This is a genomic window from Amycolatopsis sp. 195334CR (genome assembly GCF_017309385.1).
GTDB lineage: Bacteria > Actinomycetota > Actinomycetes > Mycobacteriales > Pseudonocardiaceae > Amycolatopsis.
Map to the genome: position 1 here is coordinate 184,561 of NZ_JAFJMJ010000001.1, position 21,004 is coordinate 205,564.

At 65.8% G+C, this 21,004-nt stretch carries 17 protein-coding genes and 3 rRNA genes; 14 read left to right on the forward strand and 6 right to left on the reverse strand.

Features of this window, described 5'->3' with window-relative positions; all coding sequences use genetic code 11:
- Window positions 1-14 precede the first annotated feature (14 nt).
- Window positions 15-647, reverse strand: a complete 633-nt coding sequence (locus JYK18_RS00900) for a hypothetical protein (protein ID WP_242578892.1) — start codon at window positions 645-647, stop codon at window positions 15-17.
- Window positions 648-890: 243 nt separating this feature from the next.
- Here JYK18_RS00900 and JYK18_RS00905 point away from each other — a divergent pair, with 243 nt between their 5' ends.
- Window positions 891-1,712, forward strand: a complete 822-nt coding sequence (locus JYK18_RS00905; protein ID WP_206803964.1) for a helix-turn-helix domain-containing protein — start codon at window positions 891-893, stop codon at window positions 1,710-1,712.
- A gap of 67 nt (window positions 1,713-1,779) precedes the next feature.
- Window positions 1,780-2,361, forward strand: coding sequence for a dihydrofolate reductase family protein (locus tag JYK18_RS00910; RefSeq protein WP_206799310.1), 582 nt, complete (start codon window positions 1,780-1,782; stop codon window positions 2,359-2,361).
- A 70-nt stretch (window positions 2,362-2,431) separates the two neighbouring features.
- Here JYK18_RS00910 and rrf read toward each other — a convergent pair.
- The 3 genes from rrf to JYK18_RS00925 all read right to left on the reverse strand — a co-directional run bounded on the left by rrf (window position 2,432) and on the right by JYK18_RS00925 (window position 7,551).
- A 5S ribosomal RNA gene (gene rrf / locus JYK18_RS00915) occupies window positions 2,432-2,548 on the reverse strand.
- Window positions 2,549-2,631: 83 nt separating this feature from the next.
- Window positions 2,632-5,752, reverse strand: a 23S ribosomal RNA gene (locus tag JYK18_RS00920).
- Window positions 5,753-6,034: 282 nt separating this feature from the next.
- Window positions 6,035-7,551, reverse strand: a 16S ribosomal RNA gene (locus JYK18_RS00925).
- The 16S, 23S and 5S rRNA genes sit together here, the layout of an rRNA operon.
- A gap of 563 nt (window positions 7,552-8,114) precedes the next feature.
- On the opposite strand from JYK18_RS00925, the gene JYK18_RS00930 reads away from it, so the two are divergent.
- The 12 genes from JYK18_RS00930 to idi all read left to right on the forward strand — a co-directional run bounded on the left by JYK18_RS00930 (window position 8,115) and on the right by idi (window position 18,988).
- Complete coding sequence (locus JYK18_RS00930; protein ID WP_206799312.1) at window positions 8,115-8,903, forward strand: ABC transporter permease; 789 nt, start codon at window positions 8,115-8,117, stop codon at window positions 8,901-8,903.
- Window positions 8,904-8,907: 4 nt separating this feature from the next.
- On the forward strand, window positions 8,908-9,768 hold the full coding sequence (locus JYK18_RS00935; RefSeq protein WP_206799314.1) for an ABC transporter permease: 861 nt from the start codon (window positions 8,908-8,910) through the stop codon (window positions 9,766-9,768).
- Window positions 9,765-11,036, forward strand: coding sequence for an MCE family protein (locus JYK18_RS00940; protein ID WP_206799316.1), 1,272 nt, complete (start codon window positions 9,765-9,767; stop codon window positions 11,034-11,036). The genes JYK18_RS00935 and JYK18_RS00940 overlap by 4 nt, the downstream gene beginning before the upstream one ends.
- A complete protein-coding gene (locus tag JYK18_RS00945; protein WP_206799319.1) occupies window positions 11,033-12,034 on the forward strand; it encodes an MCE family protein in 1,002 nt (333 codons plus the stop codon). Before JYK18_RS00940 ends, JYK18_RS00945 begins: the two co-directional genes overlap by 4 nt.
- The gene (locus JYK18_RS00950; protein WP_206799321.1) at window positions 12,034-13,029 is read left to right on the forward strand and encodes an MCE family protein; all 996 of its coding nucleotides are present in this window, start codon (window positions 12,034-12,036) and stop codon (window positions 13,027-13,029) included. Before JYK18_RS00945 ends, JYK18_RS00950 begins: the two co-directional genes overlap by 1 nt.
- On the forward strand, window positions 13,026-14,126 hold the full coding sequence (locus JYK18_RS00955) for an MCE family protein (RefSeq protein ID WP_206799323.1): 1,101 nt from the start codon (window positions 13,026-13,028) through the stop codon (window positions 14,124-14,126). Before JYK18_RS00950 ends, JYK18_RS00955 begins: the two co-directional genes overlap by 4 nt.
- Window positions 14,123-15,169 (forward strand): MCE family protein, encoded by a 1,047-nt coding sequence (locus tag JYK18_RS00960; RefSeq protein ID WP_206799325.1) that lies wholly within the window; start codon window positions 14,123-14,125, stop codon window positions 15,167-15,169. Before JYK18_RS00955 ends, JYK18_RS00960 begins: the two co-directional genes overlap by 4 nt.
- Entirely contained in the window at window positions 15,169-16,374 is a 1,206-nt protein-coding gene (locus JYK18_RS00965; protein ID WP_206799327.1) for an MCE family protein, read from the forward strand. The genes JYK18_RS00960 and JYK18_RS00965 overlap by 1 nt, the downstream gene beginning before the upstream one ends.
- Complete coding sequence (locus tag JYK18_RS00970; protein ID WP_206799329.1) at window positions 16,359-16,862, forward strand: hypothetical protein; 504 nt, start codon at window positions 16,359-16,361, stop codon at window positions 16,860-16,862. The genes JYK18_RS00965 and JYK18_RS00970 overlap by 16 nt, the downstream gene beginning before the upstream one ends.
- 130 nt (window positions 16,863-16,992) lie before the next feature.
- The gene (locus JYK18_RS00975) at window positions 16,993-17,490 is read left to right on the forward strand and encodes a hypothetical protein (protein WP_242578894.1); all 498 of its coding nucleotides are present in this window, start codon (window positions 16,993-16,995) and stop codon (window positions 17,488-17,490) included.
- A 42-nt stretch (window positions 17,491-17,532) separates the two neighbouring features.
- The gene (locus tag JYK18_RS00980) at window positions 17,533-18,285 is read left to right on the forward strand and encodes an IclR family transcriptional regulator (RefSeq protein ID WP_206799334.1); all 753 of its coding nucleotides are present in this window, start codon (window positions 17,533-17,535) and stop codon (window positions 18,283-18,285) included.
- A gap of 112 nt (window positions 18,286-18,397) precedes the next feature.
- Window positions 18,398-18,988: an isopentenyl-diphosphate Delta-isomerase gene (gene idi / locus JYK18_RS00985; protein ID WP_206799336.1), complete on the forward strand. Its 591-nt coding sequence runs from the start codon at window positions 18,398-18,400 to the stop codon at window positions 18,986-18,988.
- 35 nt (window positions 18,989-19,023) lie between these two features.
- On the opposite strand, the gene JYK18_RS00990 is transcribed toward idi, so the two are convergent.
- Together JYK18_RS00990 and JYK18_RS00995 are read right to left on the reverse strand one after the other, a co-directional pair.
- Complete coding sequence (locus JYK18_RS00990; RefSeq protein WP_206799346.1) at window positions 19,024-20,631, reverse strand: cation acetate symporter; 1,608 nt, start codon at window positions 20,629-20,631, stop codon at window positions 19,024-19,026.
- Complete coding sequence (locus JYK18_RS00995; protein ID WP_206799348.1) at window positions 20,628-20,975, reverse strand: DUF485 domain-containing protein; 348 nt, start codon at window positions 20,973-20,975, stop codon at window positions 20,628-20,630. The genes JYK18_RS00990 and JYK18_RS00995 overlap by 4 nt, the downstream gene beginning before the upstream one ends.
- Window positions 20,976-21,004: the final 29 nt, after the last annotated feature.

The window sequence follows — 21,004 nt, forward strand, 5'->3', positions numbered from 1 at the left end:
TGCGCGAGGTTTCTTTACGGCAGCGAGGAGGCCTTGCCGAGCACCAGCTTGATCGTGTTGTCCGGCCCGGAGACGAGCGAGCTGAGCAACGGGGCGAAAATGGTGCAGTTCTTGAATTCCGGAATGGTGTAGGTGCCGGAGACGGTGCCGCCGTTGAAAATGGTGAAGTCACCCTCGGACTTGAGGTCCATGCCGACCGGGGTCTGCGTCTTGCACTCGTTCCCGACCGGGGTGTAGAAGATGCCGCCGACCCAGATGTCGCTGAGCTGGATGTAGGCGTCGGCGTGGGTGGTGATCACGCCCTGCTTGATCTCGCCGGAGACCGGGCCGGTCGGGATGACGGTGACCGTGGCCTTGACCGGGATGAAACCGAAGACCTGGAAGGAGGCCTTGGCCGGCGGGATGCTGAGCACACCGGAGACGTCGCCGCCGCCGGGCTTGGTGGTGACGGTGGTGTCCAGGGTGCCGGGGCCGAGCGGGAGCGGGCTGCCGGTCTTCTTCACCACCGACTCGCCGGAGACCGGGTACCGGACCTTGAGCGTGGCCGCGGACGCGGGCCCGGCGGCCAGCACCCCGGCGCTGAAAACAGCCGCCGCCATCGCCATCACCGCGGCCGGTCTGCGGAACCTGGACAACATTCTGGACATCGCAATTCCTCTGTTCGGGGGTCGGCGGAAGTGCAACTTACTGACGAGTATGCTAGTTCTGGGACGGTCCGCCGGACAACCCACCAAAATTGCAACAACTATTCTTTGCTCACTTCCACACAAACACGCGGGCCGAAATTGTCACGGCGGTTCAACGCGGGGAAAACCGGTCGTCCGCCCAGCCCGGCGCGCGCCACCGGCGGGGCGTCGGCGATGCTGTGGGGTGTGGAGTACGTGTCCAGAGTGCCGCGACCGCCGCTGGACGGGCTGATCGACGACCTCTACTACCTGGCGGGCGCACCGCCGTACGCCCGGTTGACGCTGCCGCCGGCGCCGTCGGCGTTGCTCATCGTCAACCTCGGGGCGCCGTTCCGCATCCGCGCCGGGACGGAGATCGAGGCGGCCGAGTACGCCGACGGTTGTGTGATCACCATGGCCACCCGCGCGTCGGAGTTCGGCTACCCGCCCCGGACCCGGTCCGTCGGCGTGCACTTCAAACCGTGGGGACTGGCGCCGTTCGTGCCGATGCCCGCGGCCGAGTTGTGCAACCGGCCGGTGACGGTGGAGCAGGTTTGGGGCAGGGCCGCGGTGGCCGAACTGCGAGATCGGCTGTCAGAGGCGGACGGACCGCACGAGATGATGACGCTGCTCGAGGAGGAGCTCCTGCGGCGGCTGCGTGAGACCGCCGGACTGGGCCTGGTCCGCCATACGAGCGGCGTCATCGCGGCGACCAGCGGGGCGGTGTCGATCGGCGAGTTGGGCACGGCAGCCGGTGTCAGCAGTACCCATCTGGCACAGCGGTTCAAGGAGCTCGTCGGGATCACGCCGAAGCGGCTGGCCCGCACCTACCGCTTCACCACCACCGTGTTCGCGATGGATCCCAGCGGGCCGATCGACTGGGGCCATCTCGCCAGTGTCGCGGGTTACTTCGACCAGGCCCACTTCGGCCACGAGCTCCGGGCGTTCACCGGGCTCACGCCGACGCGGTACCTCGAAGTCCGGCGGCAGTTCCTGCGCGAGCACCCCGGCCACACACTGGACGGCTGGCCGCTGCCGGCCGATTGATTTCTTACAAGAGCGGCGGCGCACGACCCGCTAGTTTCGGGGCCATCCCGGAACAGAGGAGAACGCCGTGGGCAAGGTGGTCATGTACGGCTCGGTGTCGGTGGACGGCTTCGTCGCGGACGAGAAGGACCAGCCCGGCCCGCTGTTCGACTGGTTGACCAGCGGTGACGTCCCGTTGGATGAAGGCGGCGAGCTGAAGGTGTCGCAGGCCTCCCACGCCTACACCCGGGCGTACTGGGACCAGATCGGGGTGACGATCGCGGGTCGCCACGTCTTCGACCTGACGGACGGGTGGGACGGGAAGCCGCCGAGCGGGGTCGATCACGTGGTCGTCGTGACGCACCGGCCGGCCCCCGAGGGCTGGGACGCGGAGGCACCGTTCCACTTCGTCGATGGCATCGAGGCTGCTGTGGTCAAGGCGCAGGAACTCGCGGGGGACCGCCTGGTCGAGGTGGCCGCCGGGGACGTCGGTGGCCAAGCGCTCGCCGCGGGCCTGGTCGACGAGGTGCGCATGGACGTCGTGCCCGTGGTGTTCGGCTCGGGCAAACGCTACTTCGGCTCGGTCGACGCGCAGCACCTGCTGGAAGACCCCGACGTGGTACTCCAGGGCAACCGAGTACTGCACCTGCGCTATCCGGTGCGCCGATGACCCCGGACATACAAAAAGAGCGGGGCTCGAGCCATGTCCTGGCTCGAGCCCCGCTCCCTTGTTAAGTTAAGTTCGGCGGCGTCCTACTCTCCCACACCCCTTCGAGTGCAGTACCATCGGCGCTGGCAGGCTTAGCTTCCGGGTTCGGAATGGGACCGGGCGTTTCCCCGCCGCTATAACCACCGAAACACTACGAAACAAACACACTAGTGTCGTAACACGTGCTCTGGTGTGGTGTTTCAGAGCCGTAGAGTGGATGCGAAGCACCTTTGTAGCAAGTCCTCGGCCTATTAGTACCAGTCAACTCCACACATTACTGCGCTTCCATTTCTGGCCTATCAACCCAATCGTCTCTTGGGGGCCTTAACCCACAAAGGGGTGGGATACCTCATCTAGGAACAGGCTTCCCGCTTAGATGCCTTCAGCGGTTATCCCTTCCGAACGTAGCTAACCAGCCATGCCACTGGCGTGACAACTGGCATACCAGAGGTTCGTCCGTCCCGGTCCTCTCGTACTAGGGACAGCCTTCCGCAAGTATCCTACGCGCGCGGCGGATAGGGACCGAACTGTCTCACGACGTTCTAAACCCAGCTCGCGTGCCGCTTTAATGGGCGAACAGCCCAACCCTTGGGACCTACTCCGGCCCCAGGATGCGACGAGCCGACATCGAGGTGCCAAACCATGCCGTCGATATGGACTCTTGGGCAAGATCAGCCTGTTATCCCCGGGGTACCTTTTATCCGTTGAGCGACACCCCTTCCACCAGGTGGTGCCGGATCACTAGTCCCGACTTTCGTCCCTGCTCGACCTGTCAGTCTCACAGTCAAGCTCCCTTGTGCACTTACACTCAACACCTGATTGCCAACCAGGCTGAGGGAACCTTTGGGCGCCTCCGTTACTCTTTGGGAGGCAACCGCCCCAGTTAAACTACCCATCAGGCACTGTCCCTCACCCAGATCATGGGCGTAGGTTCAGATTCCCAATCCGGCCAGAGTGGTATTTCAACAACGACTCCACACCCACTAGCGTGAGCGCTTCACAGTCTCCCACCTATCCTACACAAACCGAACCGAAAACCAATACCAAACTATAGTAAAGGTCCCGGGGTCTTTCCGTCCTGCCGCGCGTAACGAGCATCTTTACTCGTAATGCAATTTCGCCGGGCCTGTGGTTGAGACAGCCGGAAAGTCGTTACGCCATTCGTGCAGGTCGGAACTTACCCGACAAGGAATTTCGCTACCTTAGGATGGTTATAGTTACCACCGCCGTTTACTGGCGCTTAAATTCTCAGCTTCACCCCCCAAAAGGGAGTTAACCGGTCCTCTTAACGTTCCAGCACCGGGCAGGCGTCAGTCCGTATACATCGAATTACTTCTTCGCACGGACCTGTGTTTTTAGTAAACAGTCGCTTTCCGCTGGTCTCTGCGGCCACCCACCCCTAGCCTGTAAAAAGCTTCAGGATGTTTGGCCCCCCTTCTCCCGAAGTTACGGGGGCATTTTGCCGAGTTCCTTAACCACAGTTCACCCGATCGCCTTAGTATTCTCTACCTGACCACCTGTGTTGGTTTGGGGTACGGGCCGTGCACGCACTCGCTAGAGGCTTTTCTCGGCAGCATAGGATCACTCTACTTCACCTCAATCGGCTACGCATCACGTCTCAGCCTCATGAGCGGCGGATTTACCTACCACTCGGCCTACACGCTTACACCAGTACTACCATTCACTGGCGGAGCTACCTTCCTGCGTCACCCCATCACTTGACTACTACAGAATCAGGCCCCACGCTCCACAATGACGCTCCATCCGAAGACTTCACATCACGCTTTGGGTGGTTAGTATCAACTGCCTCATCAGGGACGCACGTGCTCGGGTACGGGAATATCAACCCGTTGTCCATCGACTACGCCTGTCGGCCTCGCCTTAGGTCCCGACTTACCCTGGGCGGATTAGCCTGGCCCAGGAACCCTTGGTCATCCGGCGGCAGAGTTTCTCACTCTGCATTCGCTACTCATGCCTGCATTCTCACTCCCACACCCTCCACCGCTGGTTTACACCGCGGCTTCCCTGGATGCAGGACGCTCCCCTACCCATCAACACGACTACACAACGCTCCGAAGAGCGAAGCGGATCAAATGTGTCAATGACACAGCTTCGGCGGTGTGCTTAAGCCCCGCTACATTGTCGGCGCAGGACCACTTGACCAGTGAGCTATTACGCACTCTTTCAAGGGTGGCTGCTTCTAAGCCAACCTCCTGGTTGTCTGGGCAATCCCACATCCTTTCCCACTGAGCACACACTTAGGGGCCTTAGCTGGTGTTCTGGGCTGTTTCCCTCTCGACGACGAAGCTTATCCCCCGCCGTCTCACTGCCGCACTCTCACTTCTCGGTATTCGGAGTTTGGTTGACTTCGGTAACCCGGTAAGGCCCCTAGGCCATCCAGTAGCTCTACCCCCAAGAAGAAACATGCGACGCTGCACCTAAATGCATTTCGGGGAGAACCAGCTATCACGGAGTTTGATTGGCCTTTCACCCCTACCCACAGCTCATCCCCTCAGTTTTCAACCTAAGTGGGTTCGGGCCTCCACACCGTCTTACCGGCGCTTCACCCTGGCCATGGGTAGATCACTCCGCTTCGGGTCTAGACCACGCGACTCAAAACGCCCTATTCAGACTCGCTTTCGCTACGGCTACCCCACACGGGTTAACCTCGCCACGCAGCACTAACTCGCAGGCTCATTCTTCAAAAGGCACGCCATCACCCTTCACAAGGCTCTGACGGCTTGTAAGCACACGGTTTCAGGTACTCTTTCACTCCCCTCCCGGGGTACTTTTCATCTTTCCCTCACGGTACTAGTCCGCTATCGGTCACCAGGAAGTATTTAGGCTTACCGGGTGGTCCCGGCAGATTCACAGCAAATTCCACGAGCTCGCTGCTACTCGGGAACACCATCACACAACACCCACACAGTTTTCGCGTACGGGACTCTCACCCACTCCGGTCCACCATCCCAGGTGATTCCACTAACCATGCAGCATCGCGCCAGAAATGTCAGTTTCTGGAAGACAGGTCCCACAACACCGCACACACAACGCCTGACAGCTTGACATGCGCACGGTTTAGCCTCATCCGCTTTCGCTCGCCACTACTCACGGAATCACGGTTGTTTTCTCTTCCTACGGGTACTGAGATGTTTCACTTCCCCGCGTTCCCTCCACACACCCTATATATTCAGGTGCGGGTAACACCACATCACTGGTGCTGGGTTTCCCCATTCGGACACCCTCGGATCTCAGCTCGGTTGACAGCTCCCCGAGGCTTATCGCAGCCTCCCACGTCCTTCATCGGCTCCTGATGCCTAGACATCCACCATGTGCTCTTAACAACTTGACCACAAAGATGCTCGCATCCACTCTACAGTTCTCAAACACCACACCAGAAACAACACCAGCGTGCTGCCTCAGGACCCAACAGCGTGCCAATGAACATCAGAACCACCCTCTCTGCACCACACTTTCCACGCCGCAAGCAGCAGTACTCATGCAGCCAGCAGAAGCCGGCACCAACATCAACCAGTAGTTCCACAATTCCTTGAGCAACCACAGCAGACACACATTCGGCATCTAGACCATGGCCACTCCACCAGACGTTGCTGGTGGATGTGTTGCTCCTTAGAAAGGAGGTGATCCAGCCGCACCTTCCGGTACGGCTACCTTGTTACGACTTCGTCCCAATCGCCAGTCCCACCTTCGACCACTCCCTCCCCGAAGGGTTGGGCCATGGGCTTCGGGTGTTACCGACTTTCATGACGTGACGGGCGGTGTGTACAAGGCCCGGGAACGTATTCACCGCAGCGTTGCTGATCTGCGATTACTAGCGACTCCGACTTCACGCAGTCGAGTTGCAGACTGCGATCCGAACTGAGACCGGCTTTAAGGGATTCGCTCCACCTCACGGTATCGCAGCCCTCTGTACCAGCCATTGTAGCATGTGTGAAGCCCTGGACATAAGGGGCATGATGACTTGACGTCATCCCCACCTTCCTCCGAGTTGACCCCGGCAGTCTCCCACGAGTCCCCGGCCGAACCGCTGGCAACATAGGATAAGGGTTGCGCTCGTTGCGGGACTTAACCCAACATCTCACGACACGAGCTGACGACAGCCATGCACCACCTGTACACCAACCACAAGGGAAGCCCTATCTCTAGGGATGTCTGGCGCATGTCAAGCCCAGGTAAGGTTCTTCGCGTTGCATCGAATTAATCCACATGCTCCGCCGCTTGTGCGGGCCCCCGTCAATTCCTTTGAGTTTTAGCCTTGCGGCCGTACTCCCCAGGCGGGGCGCTTAATGCGTTAGCTACGGCACGGACAACGTGGAATGTCGCCCACACCTAGCGCCCAACGTTTACAGCGTGGACTACCAGGGTATCTAATCCTGTTCGCTCCCCACGCTTTCGCTCCTCAGCGTCAGTATCGGCCCAGAGACCCGCCTTCGCCACCGGTGTTCCTCCTGATATCTGCGCATTTCACCGCTACACCAGGAATTCCAGTCTCCCCTACCGAACTCAAGTCTGCCCGTATCGACCGCAAGCTGAAGGTTAAGCCTCCAGTTTTCACGGCCGACGCGACAAACCGCCTACGAGCTCTTTACGCCCAATAATTCCGGACAACGCTCGCACCCTACGTATTACCGCGGCTGCTGGCACGTAGTTAGCCGGTGCTTCTTCTACAGGTACCGTCAGTCACCCTTCGTCCCTGTCGAAAGAGGTTTACAACCCGAAGGCCGTCATCCCTCACGCGGCGTCGCTGCATCAGGCTTGCGCCCATTGTGCAATATTCCCCACTGCTGCCTCCCGTAGGAGTCTGGGCCGTGTCTCAGTCCCAGTGTGGCCGGTCGCCCTCTCAGGCCGGCTACCCGTCGTCGCCTTGGTGGGCCATTACCCCACCAACAAGCTGATAGGCCGCGGGTTCATCCCATACCGCCGGAGCTTTCCACCACACACCATGCGATGCGCAGTCATATCCGGTATTAGACCCCGTTTCCAGGGCTTATCCCAAAGTACAGGGCAGATTACCCACGTGTTACTCACCCGTTCGCCACTAATCCACCCCGAAGGGCTTCATCGTTCGACTTGCATGTGTTAAGCACGCCGCCAGCGTTCGTCCTGAGCCAGGATCAAACTCTCCAACAATGAATTTGATCTAGACTATTCTAGTTTCTCAAAGGAACCTCATACGAGGTTCAATATAAGCTCTACTGGCTTAGTTCACTAGCACACTGTTGAGTTCTCAAGCAACACACGAAGTTTTGTTTCTCGCTGTCCGCCCGGTCTCCCTGGCGACGAAGAGAACATTACATGCCGCCGAACACCCCCCGAAAAGGGGGGTCCCTTAACTCGATCTTGCCTGGTCGGCGGCGGTGCGGGCAGGCCGCACCAGTCGCCGAGAGCCCCGGACGGCACCCGGAGGCCCGGCCGAGAGCACCCCGGAACCGCCGGGGAACACCCGAGCGCGCCCGGGGGCGACGCCTCCAGGATGCCCCCGCACTGCTCCGTTTGCCACCCCGAGCCGGGACTTGCTCACTTTCGGACAACTCGACGGAGGCGGATTTATCACTGGGGCACAAGGAAAAACGCCTTGTCAGGACCGTAATCAGCCGATCTTGCGGATCGCTTGTCGACCGCAGGGCCCGTAGTTAGCGTACTGGTCAGTAACCCTGGTCACAGCAGCCGAACAGCAGCCGAAAGGTGCCGGAATGAGCACGAAGACCCGCTCGTTTCCCGGCTCGGGCGCGGTCCGCGAGACCGGCAGGCTGTACGCGCTCGGCCTGGACGTGGCCCGCAGCATCTTCAGGCGGCCCTTCCAGTTCCGCGAGCTGGTGCAGCAGTTCTGGTTCATCGCCAGCGTCTCGATCCTGCCCACCGCGCTGGTCTCCATCCCGTTCGGCGCGGTCATCGCCCTGCACCTCGGCTCTCTGACCACGCAGATCGGTGCGCAGTCGTTCACCGGCGCGGCCAGCGTGCTGGCGATCATCCAGCAGGCCAGCCCGGTGGTCACCGCGCTGCTGATCGCCGGCGCCGGCGGCTCGGCCATGTGCGCCGACCTGGGCTCGCGCACCATCCGCGAGGAGATCGACGCCATGGAGGTGCTCGGCGTCTCCCCGGTGCAGCGGCTGATCGTGCCCCGCGTGCTCGCCGCGATGGCGGTGGCGGTGTTCCTCAACGGCCTGGTCAGCGTGGTCGGCGTGCTCGGCGGTTACGTGTTCAACGTGCTCATGCAGGACGGCACGCCCGGCGCCTACCTGGCCAGCTTCTCCGCCCTCGCCCAGCTCCCCGACCTGTGGATCAGCGAGATCAAGGCGCTGCTGTTCGGGTTCGTGGCCGGCATCGTGGCCGCCTACCGCGGGCTCAACCCCAAGGCCGGCCCGAAGGGCGTCGGCGACGCGGTGAACCAGTCCGTGGTCATCACCTTCCTGCTGCTGTTCCTGATGAACCTGGTGCTCAGCTCGCTGTACCTGCAGCTCGTGCCGCCGAAGGGGATGTGACCTGGTGACCGAGACGACCTTCCCGCCGGACAACCGGGTCCGGCGCGCCGGGCGGGCGATCGACCGCCGGTTCGGCTTCCTGGACACCCTGGGCGACCAGGTGCTGTTCTACCTCAAGGCGCTGGCCTGGACACCGCGGGCGATCTTCCGCTACAGCAAGGAGATCGTCCGCCTGCTGGCCGAGGTCAGCTTCGGCAGCGGGGCGCTGGCGGTGATCGGCGGCACCATCGGCGTGATGATCGGGATGACCGTGTTCACCGGCGCGGTGGTCGGCATCCAGGGCTACTCCGCGCTGAACCAGGTGGGCACCTCGGCCTTCGCCGGGTTCATCTCCGCCTACTTCAACACCCGCGAGATCGCCCCGCTGGTGGCGGGCATCGCGCTCTCCGCGACGGTCGGCTGCGGGTTCACCGCGCAGCTCGGCGCGATGCGGATCTCCGAGGAGATCGACGCGCTCGAGGTGATGGGCGTGCCGAGCATCCCGTACCTGGTGGCCACCCGGATCGTGGCCGGGTTCCTGGCGATCATCCCGCTCTACGCGATCGGCCTGCTCACCTCGTACGTGGCCTCGCGGCAGGTGACCATCTGGTTCTTCGGCCAGTCGGCGGGCACCTACGACCACTACTTCCAGCTGTTCCTCCCGCCGATCGACGTGCTCTGGTCGTTCCTCAAGGTGCTGGTGTTCAGCATCATCGTGGTGCTCTCGCACTGCTACTACGGCTACCGCGCGACCGGCGGCCCGGCCGGGGTGGGCGTGGCCGTCGGCCGCGCGGTGCGGACCGCGATCGTCGCGGTGAGCCTGCTCGACTTCTTCCTCAGCCTCGCCATCTGGGGCGCCACCACGACGGTGAAGGTGGCCGGATGAGGAAGGAACGCAGGCAGAAGTACGTCCGGCGCACGGCCGGGGTGTTCTTCCTGGCCGCCATGCTCGCGTTCGTCTCGCTGTCGGTCGCCATCTACCGCAAGGAGTTCGTCTCCTCGGTGTCGGTCACCCTGAAGACCGACCGGGTGGGGAACCAGCTCCACGTCGCCTCGGAGGTCAAGGCACGCGGGGTGGTCGTCGGTGAGGTGCGTGAGATCCGGTCCAGTGCGAGCGGAGCGGAGATCACGCTCGCACTGGACCCGGACAAGTCGGCGAAGCTGCCGAAGAACGTCTCCGCGCTGCTCATCCCGAAGACGCTGTTCGGCGAGCGGTACGTGCAGCTGTCCATCCCCGAACCCCGAGGACCGCAGCTCACCGAGGGCGACGTGATCAGTCAGGACCGCTCGGCCAACGCGATCGAACTGGAGAAGGTCTACGACGACCTCCTGCCGGTGCTCAAGGCGGTGCAGCCGCAGAAGCTGTCCACCACGCTGACCGCGGTGTCCACCGCCCTGCGCGACCGCGGTGAGCAGCTCGGCAACACGCTGGTGACCGCGGCCGACTACCTGGACCGGTTCAACCCGAGCCTGCCGGAGCTGAACGAGAACATCCGCGACCTGGCCGGGGTCAGCCAGCTCTACGGCGACATCGCGCCCGACCTGCTCGACTCGCTCACCGACAGCGCGGTGACCCTGCAGACGGTCGCGGAGAAGAAGCAGGACCTCGGCTCGCTCTACGCCCAGGTCACCGACTCCTCGCAGGACGTGACCACGTTCCTGCGGAACAACAAGGAAAACATCATCCGGCTCGCCGTCGACAGCCGCGAGTCGCTCGAACTCGCCGCGGCGTACTCCCCCAGCTTCCCCTGCACGCTCAAGGCGATGACCGACCTCAAGCCGGCCATGGACAAGGCGCTCGGGGCCGGGACCGACCAGCCCGGGCTGCACCTGGACGCCTCGGTGACCCACTCCCGCGGGGCCTACCTGCCGGGCGTGGACGATCCGGTTTTCAGCGCCGGCGGCGGCCCGAAGTGCTATCCGAGCGGGGTGGCGCCGACGACCGGGACCACCGCGGCGCCGACCGGCAGCCAGGCGCACCCGCTGCTGCCCGGCGGCACCGGCGAGCTGGGCCTGCCGAACTCCCCGCAGGAACGGGAACTGATCTCGACGCTGGTAGCGCCGGAGATCGGCGTCGCACCCGGTGAGGTGGCGCCGTGGAGCAGCGTGCTGGTCGGCCCGCTCTACCGGGGCACGGAGGTGAGCATCCGATGAGGAACTTCGGCGCGCCGCTGGTCAAGGGCCTGCTGTTCATCCTGGTGACCACGCTGGCCACCACCCTGCTCGCGCTGTCCATCGCCAACACCGGCGTCGGCGAGGGCGACCACTACAGCGCGCGGTTCACCGACGTGACCGCGCTCAACGCCGGTGACGACATCCGGATCTCCGGGGTGCGGGTCGGCCAGGTCGAGGAACTGAAGGTGGTCGACCAGCACATCGCGCAGGTGAAGTTCTCCGTGGACCGCGGCCGCAAGCTGCCCTCGGACCTGCGGGCCACCATCAAGTACCGCAACATGGTCGGCCAGCGGTACATCGCACTCGAACGCGGGAAGCTGCCCGGGGCCGAGCCGATGGTGCCCGGCGACGAGATCCCGCTGGAGCGCACCACGCCGGCCCTGGACCTGACCGACCTGTTCAACGGGTTCAAACCGCTGTTCCAGGCGCTGTCGCCGACCGACGTGAACCAGCTCTCCGGCGAGATCGTGCAGGTGCTGCAGGGCGAGGGCAGCACGGTGGAGAGCCTGCTCATGCACACCGGCGCGCTGACCACCACGCTGGCCGGCCGCGACCAGGTGATCGGGCAGGTGATCACGAACCTGAACTCGGTGCTCAAGACGATCAACAGCAAGGGCGACCGGCTCTCCGAGGTGGTCGGCACGCTGCAGCAGCTGGTCTCCGGGCTGGCCGAGGACCGGACCGCGATCGGGGAGGCGGTGCAGGGCGTGGCGGACCTGTCCGACGCCACCGCCGGGCTGTTCGAGCTGGCCAGGCCGCCGCTGAAGGAGACCATCGCCGAACTCGGCAGCGTCTCCGGCAACCTCGCCGCGCAGGAGGACGACCTGGACCAGTTCTTCGAGCTGCTGCCGAAGAAGCTGGACGCGGTCGGCCGCCTCGGCACCTACGGCTCGTGGCTCAACTTCTACCTGTGCGAGGCGACGCTGACCGCGCCCGAGCCGATCGGCTACCAGTCCGGCGAAGCGAGGTGCCAGTGATGACCTCCTTCCGCGAGCGCAACCCGTTCACCCTCGGCATCGCCGGTTCGCTGGCGATCGCCGCGATCACCGCGGCCACCTTCTACTACGAGGAGCTGCCGATCGTCGGCGGCGGCACCACCTACCAGGCCGAGTTCGGCGAGGCCGCCGGGCTGCAGGAGAACGACGAGGTGCGGGTGGCGGGCATCAAGGTCGGCGAGGTCACCGAGGTGGGCCTGGCCGAGGACCACGTGGTGGTCAGCTTCCGGGTGGAGGACACCTGGATCGGCAACCAGACCTCGGCCGGGATCAGGATCAAGACCCTGCTCGGCCGGAAGTTCCTCTCGCTCTACCCGATCGGCGACGGCGAGCAGGACCCGGAGACGCCGATCGGCCGCGACCGCACGGTCACGCCGTACGACGTGACCGACGCGTTCAACGGGCTGGCGAACACCGTCGACGCGATCGACACGAACCAGCTGGCGACCAGCTTCCGGACCCTGTCGGAGACCTTCAAGGACTCCCCCAGCCACGTCCGGACCGCGCTCGACGGGCTCACCTCGCTGTCGAAGACGGTGTCGTCGCGGGACGAGGAGCTGGCCGAACTGCTGCGCAACGCGCGGTCGGTGGCGAACTCGCTGGCCGAGTCCGGTGAGGAGTTCCAGACGCTGATCGACGACGGCAACCTGCTGCTCGCCGAGCTGGACAACCGCCGCGAGTCGATCCACCAGCTGCTGGTCGGCGCGCAGGAACTCGGGAAGCAGCTCTCGGGGCTGGTCAAGGACAACCAGCAGCAGCTGTCGGGCGTGCTGGAGAAGCTGGACCAGGTGACCGGGGTGCTGCAGCGGCACACCGAGAACATCGACGCCAGCCTGGAGATCGCCGGTCCCTACTTCCGGATGGTGAACAACACCATGGGCAACGGCCGCTGGGTGGACAACTACGTCTGCGAGCTGGTCCCGGAGAACCGCGAGCCGTGCATCCCGCCGCTCCCGGTGGACGGGGGCGGGAAATGACCAGCACGAGAGCGGGCCTGCGGGCCACCCGGATCGCCACCGTGCTGATCGTGGCCGCACTGGTGGTGGCGGGCGGGATCTGGTGGATCTTCTCCGGTGACGGCAGCAAGCGGATCACCGCGCTCTTCCCGCGCGCGGTCGGCGTGTACACCGGCTCCGACGTGCGCCTGCTCGGCGTGCGGATCGGCCAGGTGGAAACGGTGACCCCGGTCGGTGAGCACGTCGAGGTCACGCTCAGCGTGGACGGGCAGGCCCCCGTCGCGGCGGCGACCAAGGCGCTGGTGGTGGCACCGAGCGTGGTCTCGGACAGGTACGTGCAGTTCTCCACGGTGGCCCGCAGGGGCGAGGCCAGGCTGACCGACGGCACGGTGATCGGGGTCGAGCGGACCGGCACCCCGGTGGAGCTGGACGAGCTGTACGCCAGCCTGAACGACCTGGCCACCTCGCTCGGGCCGAAGGGCGCGAACTCCGACGGCGCGCTGTCGCAGCTGCTCGAGACGGGCGCGGCGAACCTGGACGGCAACGGCAAGGCGATCAACGAGAACATCCGCAACTTCGCCGACCTGGCGCGCACGCTGTCCGATTCGAAGGACGACCTGTTCGGCACGCTGGACGAGCTGGGCAAGTTCACCGACATGCTGGCGGCCAACGACAACGACGTGGAGACGGTGAACTCGCAGCTGGCGAAGGTGTGGCAGACGCTGTCGGCCGATCGCGAGGAGCTGTCCGGCGCGCTCACCTCGCTGGGCTCGGCGCTCGGTGAGGTGCAGGCGTTCATCCGCGACAACCGCGCCGCCATCAAGTCCAATGTGGACAAGCTGAGCCAGACCACGCAGGTGCTGGTGGACCAGCGGGCGTCGCTGGCCGAGACGCTGGACACGCTGCCGCTGGCGGCGAGCAACCTGCTCGGTGCCTTCGACCCCGAGTCGGGCACCCTGCAGGGCCGGGCGAACCTGCTCGAGTTCCTGCCCGCGTTCCAGGTGCCGGTGCCGCCGGGCATGGAGGCGCTGCCCGACGGGGCGTCGATGCCGGCCTCCGCGCCGAGCCTGCCACTGCCCGCGTCCGGTCCGGTCTATGTGCCAGGAGGTGCCGGATGAGGCGACCACTGCTGGGCGCCGCGCTGGCGGGCTGCCTGCTGCTCACGGCGTGCTCGGGGGACGGGTTCAAGGGGGTCTACGACCTGCCGCTGCCCGGTGGCGCCGATCTCGGCGACCACCCGTACCGGATCACCGTGCAGTTCGCCGACGTGCTGGACCTGGTGCCGCAGGCCGCGGTGAAGGTGAACGACGTGCCGGTCGGCCGGGTGGAGACGATCCGGCTCGGCGAGGACGGCTGGACCGCCGAGGCGGTGGTCGCGGTGAACGGCGACGTGGCCCTGCCCGGCAACAGCCTGGCCCGGCTGCGCCAGTCGAGCCTGCTCGGCGAGAAGTTCGTCGAGCTGGCGGTGCCGGAACGGGCCGAGGGCGCGCTGGCCGACGGCGCGGTGATCGGGGTGGACCGGACCAACCGGAACCCCGAGTTCGAGGAGGTCTTCGGTGCGCTGTCGCTGCTGCTCAACGGCGGCGGGATCAGCCAGCTGCAGACCATCAACCAGGAACTGACCAAGGTGCTCGACGGCAACGAGCCGGAGATCAGGAACTTCCTGTCCACAGTGGACGAACTGGTGACGAACCTGGACGCGCACTCCGGGGACATCACCGCCGCGCTGGACGGGCTGAACCAGCTCTCGGCCACGCTGGCCGACCGCGACGAGCAGATCGACGGCGCGCTGTCGAACCTGACCCCGGGCCTGGCCACCCTGGCCGAGCAGCGGAAGTCGCTGGTCACCATGCTGCGCTCGCTCGACGAGCTGTCCACCGTGGCGATCGACACGATCAACCGCAGCAAGGACGACATGGTCGCCGACCTCAAGGCGCTGGCGCCGATCCTGGCGCAGCTCGCCGACGCCGGCCAGGACCTGCCGAACTCGCTGGAGATCCTGCCCACCTTCCCGTTCACCGATCCGGTGCTGGACGCGGTGAAGGGCGACTACATGAACGTGTTCGTGGAGATCGCGCCCGGGGAGGGCGTGGAACTGCCGGACCGCCCGGTGCTGCCGCTGCCCCCGAGCGGGGACGTGAAATCGCTCGGAGGCAACTGATGCTGACCACCAGGGTCCGGGTGCAGGTGCTGGCGTTCGTGGTGGTGGCGCTGTCCGCGGTCGCCTTCATCGGCGGCAAGTACGCCGGGCTGGGCCAGCTCTTCGGCGGCAGCGGGTACGTGGTGTCGCTGCGGCTCGCCGACGGCGGCGGGGTGTTCACCAACGGCGAGGTGACCTACCGCGGGGTGGCCGTCGGCCGGGTCGGTGAACTGCGGCTGACCGACGAGGGCATGGAGGTGGACCTGCGCATCGACGGGTCGGCGCCGCCGATCCCGGTGAACTCGGCGGCGGTGGTGAGCAACCGGTCGGCGGTCGGTGAGCAGTACGTCGACCTGCAGCCGCGCACCGGGGACGGGCCGTACCTCGAGGAGGGCTCGTCGATCCCGATGGAGTCGACGAAGGTGCCGCTGCCGGTGCAGGACCTGCTGGGCAACCTCAGTTCGCTCAACGCCTCGGTGCCGACGGACGCGCTGCGCACGGTGGTCGACGAGTTCTACGACGCCTTCCACGGCGCCGGGCCGGACCTGCAGGTGCTGCTGGACTCGTCGGCGGCGTTCACCACCACCGCCGCGGAGCACCTGCCGCAGACGCGGGAGCTGATCACCGACGGCACCACCGTGCTGCAGACGCAGCTCGACTCGACGGACGCGTGGAAGTCGTTCTCCGGCAACGCCAAGCTCTTCGCCGCCGAACTGGCCAGCGCCGACGGTGACCTGCGCGGGCTGATCAGCACCGCGCCGCAGGCGGCCACACAGATCAGCGCGCTGCTGGAGGACACCAACCCGTCACTGTCCATCCTGCTGGCGAACCTGCTGACCACCACGGACCTGTTCGCCACCAGGACCGCGGGCATGGAGCACCTGTTCGCCTCCATCCCGCAGGCGGTGGCGGCGACCTCGACCTCGATCGACCTGGACGGGGCCCGGCTGTCGATCCTCGGGGACCAGTTCGTCGAACCGCCGCCGTGCACGCAGGGTTACGACGACACCACCCGGCGGCCGCCGACGGACCTGTCGCCGTCGCCGATGAACACCGAGGCCGCGTGCACGCTGCCGAAGGGGTCGGAGAGTTCGGTGCGGGGTTCGCAGCACGCGCCGAAGGGCGGGGTGCCGCCGATCGCGATCCCGGGTTCGGGTGTGCTGGGTGTGCCGTCGCTGCCGCAGGTTTCCACCGACATGAAGGGCTTGCTGTGGCTGCCGAACTGAGGCTCGCGATCGGCGGGGTGGTGGCCGCGGTGGTGTTCGCCGGGGCGTCCGGCTACCTGTGGGTGAGCGCCGCGGTGGACGACGACCTGTCCTACGCCCAGTCCCGCGACGACGCGCTCGCCGCGGGACGGACGCAGATCGCCGAGTTGAACAGCCTGGACCACCACCGCGTGGACGAGGGCATCTCGCGCTGGCTGGAGGTGTCCACCGGGAAGCTGCACGAGGAACTGGCGCGCACCGACGACGCGACGAAGAAGTCGCTGCGCGAGGGCGGGACGGTGGCCACCGGCAAGGTGCTGGACGCGGCGGTCAACTCGCTCGACGACCACGCGGGCACGGCGCGGCTGCTGGCGTCGGTGGAGATCACCGTGGCGAAGGAGGGCGCGGCGACCTCGACCAAGCGGAACCGGTTCTCGGCGCAGCTGACCAGGACCGAGGGCGGCTGGAAGGTCAGCGCCATGGACCAGGTGCCCATCGGTGCCGGCTGAGGAGGAACGCGAAGTGACCACCACCGAAGCCGAGCCGGACGCCGACGTCGAGGAGCCAGACGAGCCCGACGCTGCTGAAACCTCGGTTGAAGAAGCTGAAACAGCGGTTGAGGAAGCAAAGCCATCCCGGTTGCCCACCTACCTGATCGTGGTGGCGGTCGTGCTGGCTCTGCTGGGCGGCTGGTTCACCTGGCAGGCGGTCTCGTTGCGCACGGCCGAGTCCGCATCCAACGCCGCGCTGGTCGACACCGGGGCCACCGCCGAGGTCACCTCGGCCATCACCACCTCGCTCAACCGGATCTTCTCCTACTCCTACGACAAGACCGACGTGACCGAGAAGGCCGCCGCCGGCGCGTTGCGCGGCAAGGCGCTGGAGAGCTACAACCAGCTCTTCGCCCAGGTGCGCACCCTCGCCCCGCAGCAGAAGCTGGTGCTCACCACGCGGGTGGTCACCTCCGCGGTCGAGTCGATCTCCGCGGAGGGCGACCGCGCGCGGCTGCTGGTGTTCCTCGACCAGTCCGCCACCAGGGCCGACAACAACTCCACCAGCGCCGCCGCCTCGCAGCTGTCGATCACCGCGGAGAAGCAGGACGGCACGTGGGTGATTGTCGAACTGGAGCCGAGGTAGCCCATGAGGTGGTACCGTCGCGCCGCGCGAGGGGGAGGCGGCGTGGACGGTGACGAAGGCGGTGTGCGCAGCGTGCTGCGCGCGATCGATCTGCTCGGCCTGTTCACCGAGCACCGCCGGATGTGGAGCATTCGCGAACTGACCGAGGCGAGCGGCCTGGCCAAGACCACGGTCATCCGCCTGGTCACCACCTGTGAACAACGCGGCCTGCTGTGGACGCGCGAGGACGGCCAGGTCACCATCGGCCCCGGCCTGCTGCGGTGGGCCAAGCTCGGGCACTCCGCCTGGCAGCTGTCCGAACCGGTCCGCCAGGTGATGCGCGAGCTGGCCACGCAGTGCGGTGAGACGGTCAACATCTACGTCCGCAGCAGCACCGCCCGAGTCTGCGTGGCGCAGCACGAAGGACCGCAGCACATCCGGCACGTGGTCCGCGTCGGCGACGAGCTGCCGTTGTGGGCGGGTGCGGCGAGCAAGGTGCTGCTGATCGGCGTCGAGTCCACTGTGGTCGATCGGGTAGCCGCGCTTTCCCCGCACGGCAAGGAGTTCGCCGACGAACTGCGCAAGCAGGCCGGGCTGGCGGCGGTGGACGGGCACGCGATCAGCCACGGCGAGCGCGAACTGGGTGCCTCCGGCATCGCCGCGCCGGTGGTCGACCGCGAAGGCCGCATCATCGCCGCGCTGGCGCTCGGCGGGCCGACCACCCGGTTCTCCGACGAGCGGGTCGCCGACCTCGTCGCCGCGGTGGTCACCTCGGCGCAGTGGATCTCGCGGCTCGGCCTCGACCCGGCCCGGTGACCACCCCAGCGTGACCGGCGTTGGGACTAGTAGGTGACCCCCGTCGCGACCCCGGGTGATTCGGCTTTTCGGGTTTGGTGCCCGCCGCCGTTCGCCGATTAGGGTCTAACGCATGACTGAGCAGGTGGTTCTCCTCGACGAGCAGGGACACGCGATCGGCGTGGCCGACAAGGCCGGCGTGCACCACGCCGAAACCCCGTTGCACCTGGCGTTCTCCGCCTACGCCTTCAACGAGCGCGGCCAGTTCCTGCTGACCAGGCGGGCGCTGGGCAAGCGCACCTTCCCCGGGGTGTGGACGAACAGCTGCTGCGGCCACCCCGCGCCGGGCGAGGACATGAGCGACGGCATCGTGCGGCGGCTGGCCCAGGAACTCGGCCTGACCAGCACCGGCATCGACCTGGTGCTGCCGGAGTTCCAGTACCGCGCGGAGATGGACGGCGTGGTGGAGAACGAGAAGTGCCCGGTCTGGCGGGTCGAGGTGACCGGCGAGCCCGAGCCGGACCCGGCCGAGGTCGACGCCTACCGGTGGGTCGAGTGGGACCAGGTGGTCGGTGAGATCGAGGACGGCAGCCAGCCGATCTCGCCCTGGTGCCGCAAGCAGTTGTCCGAGCTGCGTGCGCTGGGCCCGGACCCGCGCGACTGGCCGTCCGCCGAGCACAACCGCCTGCCGCCCGCCGCTCTCGTGAGTGCGCAGGGCCGTTAGACGACCCTGCGCACTCACAACCCCGGGGGTGGGGGTCAGTGGGAGACGGCCTTCTCCGCTCCCGCTCCAGTGAGGGAACGGACCTCCATCTCCGCGTACTTGTCCTCGTTGTGTTCCTTGGACAGGACCGTGCCCAGCCAGCCGAGGAAGAACGAGACCGGGATCGACACCAGGCCCGGGTTCTGCAGTGGGAACCAGTGGAAGTCCACGCCCTTGATCATCGAGTTCGGCAGACCCGACACCGCGGGCGAGAAGATGATCAGCACCACGGTGACGGTGAGCCCGCCGTAGATCGACCACAGCGCGCCGGAGGTGTTGAACCGCTTCCAGAACAGCGAGTACAGGATCGTCGGCAGGTTCGCCGAGGCCGCGACCGCGAAGGCCAGCGCCACCAGGAACGCGACGTTCTGATCCTTGGCCAGGATGCCGCCGACGATGGCGACCGCGCCGATCACCACCGCGGTGATCCGGGCGACGCGGACTTCGGCGTTGCTGTCGGAGACCTTGCCCTTCTTGATCACGTTGGCGTACACGTCGTGCGCGAACGACGCCGACGCGGTGATCGTGAGACCGGCGACCACGGCGAGGATCGTCGCGAACGCGACCGCCGCGATGAAGCCCAGCAGGATCGGCCCACCGAGAGCCTGCGCGAGCAGTGGTGCGGCCGAGTTCTCCTTGCCGGGTGCCTTGTTGATCGCGTCCTTGCCGACGATCGCACCGGCGCCGTAGCCGAGCACCAGGGTGAACAGGTAGAACAGGCCGATCAGCGCGATCGCCCAGACCACGGACTTCCGCGCGTCCTTCGCCGTCGGCACGGTGTAGAACCGCATCAGCACGTGCGGCAACCCGGCGGTACCGAGCACCAGCGCGATGCCCAGCGACAGGAAGTCGATCTTCGAAGTCTCGGAGACGCCGTACTTGGCGCCCGGGTTCAGCACGGCCTCCCCGGCCGAACCGACGCGCTCGACCGCGCTGCCCAGCAGTTCGGACAGGTTGAAGCCGTAGCGGGCGAGCACCCAGACCGTCATCGCGAAGGCACCGGTGATCAGCAGCGCGGCCTTGATGATCTGTACCCAGGTGGTGCCCTTCATCCCGCCGACCAGCACGTAGATGATCATCACGACACCGACCACGGAGATCACCACGGCCTGGCCGACGCCGGACGAGATGCCCAGCAGCAGCGAGACCAGGATGCCCGCGCCCGCCATCTGGGCGAGCAGGTAGAAGAAGCTCACCGCCATCGTGGAAGTCGCGGCGGCGGCGCGGACCGGGCGTTGCTTCATCCGGAACGCCAGCACGTCGCCCATGGTGAACTTGCCGGTGTTGCGCAGCAGTTCGGCGACCAGCAGCAGGGCCACCAGCCAGGCGACAAGGAAGCCGATCGAGTAGAGGAAGCCGTCGTAGCCGTAGACCGCGATGGCGCCCGCGATCCCGAGGAACGAGGCCGCCGAGAGGTAGTCACCGGCGATCGCGACGCCGTTCTGCGGACCGGAGAAAGCGCGACCCGCGGCGTAGTAGTCCGACGCGGTCTTCGTGTTGCGCGAGGCGCGGAACACGATCACCAGCGTGACCACGACGAAGGCGCCGAAGATGCTGATGTTCAGGATCGGGTTCGACCCCTGGACACCCTGTGCGAGGTTCACTTGCCGTCCCCCTCGATGTCTTCGCGGATCTTGTCGGCAACGGGGTCGAGATGACGATTCGCGTGGCGCACATAGAGCCCCGTGATCACGAAGGTCGAGACGAACTGGAGCAGGCCGAGCACCAGGCCGACGTTGATGTTGCCGACCAGCTTGGTGGACATGAACCCGTGCGCGTAGTCCGCCAGCACCACGTAGAGCAGGTACCAGCCGAGGAACAGGGCCGTCATCGGGAACACGAAGGTCCGCAGCCGCCGTCGCAGTTGCTGGAACTCCGGACCGGACTGGATCGTTTTCCAGTCCACGTCCTCACCTGGTGGCCCTACGGCGGGTTCAGAGATGCTCACGTCGACCTCCACGTCGAGGGGGGGTGTGT

Coding starts and splice junctions, on each gene's coding strand:
- JYK18_RS00965 (WP_206799327.1), top strand. CDS start 15,169: ATGCTGACCACCAGGGTCCGGGTGCAGGTGCTGGCGTTCGTGGTGGTG.
- JYK18_RS00955 (WP_206799323.1), top strand. CDS start 13,026: ATGACCAGCACGAGAGCGGGCCTGCGGGCCACCCGGATCGCCACCGTG.
- JYK18_RS00960 (WP_206799325.1), top strand. CDS start 14,123: ATGAGGCGACCACTGCTGGGCGCCGCGCTGGCGGGCTGCCTGCTGCTC.
- idi (WP_206799336.1), top strand. CDS start 18,398: ATGACTGAGCAGGTGGTTCTCCTCGACGAGCAGGGACACGCGATCGGC.
- JYK18_RS00945 (WP_206799319.1), top strand. CDS start 11,033: ATGAGGAACTTCGGCGCGCCGCTGGTCAAGGGCCTGCTGTTCATCCTG.
- JYK18_RS00940 (WP_206799316.1), top strand. CDS start 9,765: ATGAGGAAGGAACGCAGGCAGAAGTACGTCCGGCGCACGGCCGGGGTG.
- JYK18_RS00950 (WP_206799321.1), top strand. CDS start 12,034: ATGACCTCCTTCCGCGAGCGCAACCCGTTCACCCTCGGCATCGCCGGT.
- JYK18_RS00900 (WP_242578892.1), bottom strand. CDS start 647: ATGTCCAGAATGTTGTCCAGGTTCCGCAGACCGGCCGCGGTGATGGCG.
- JYK18_RS00930 (WP_206799312.1), top strand. CDS start 8,115: ATGAGCACGAAGACCCGCTCGTTTCCCGGCTCGGGCGCGGTCCGCGAG.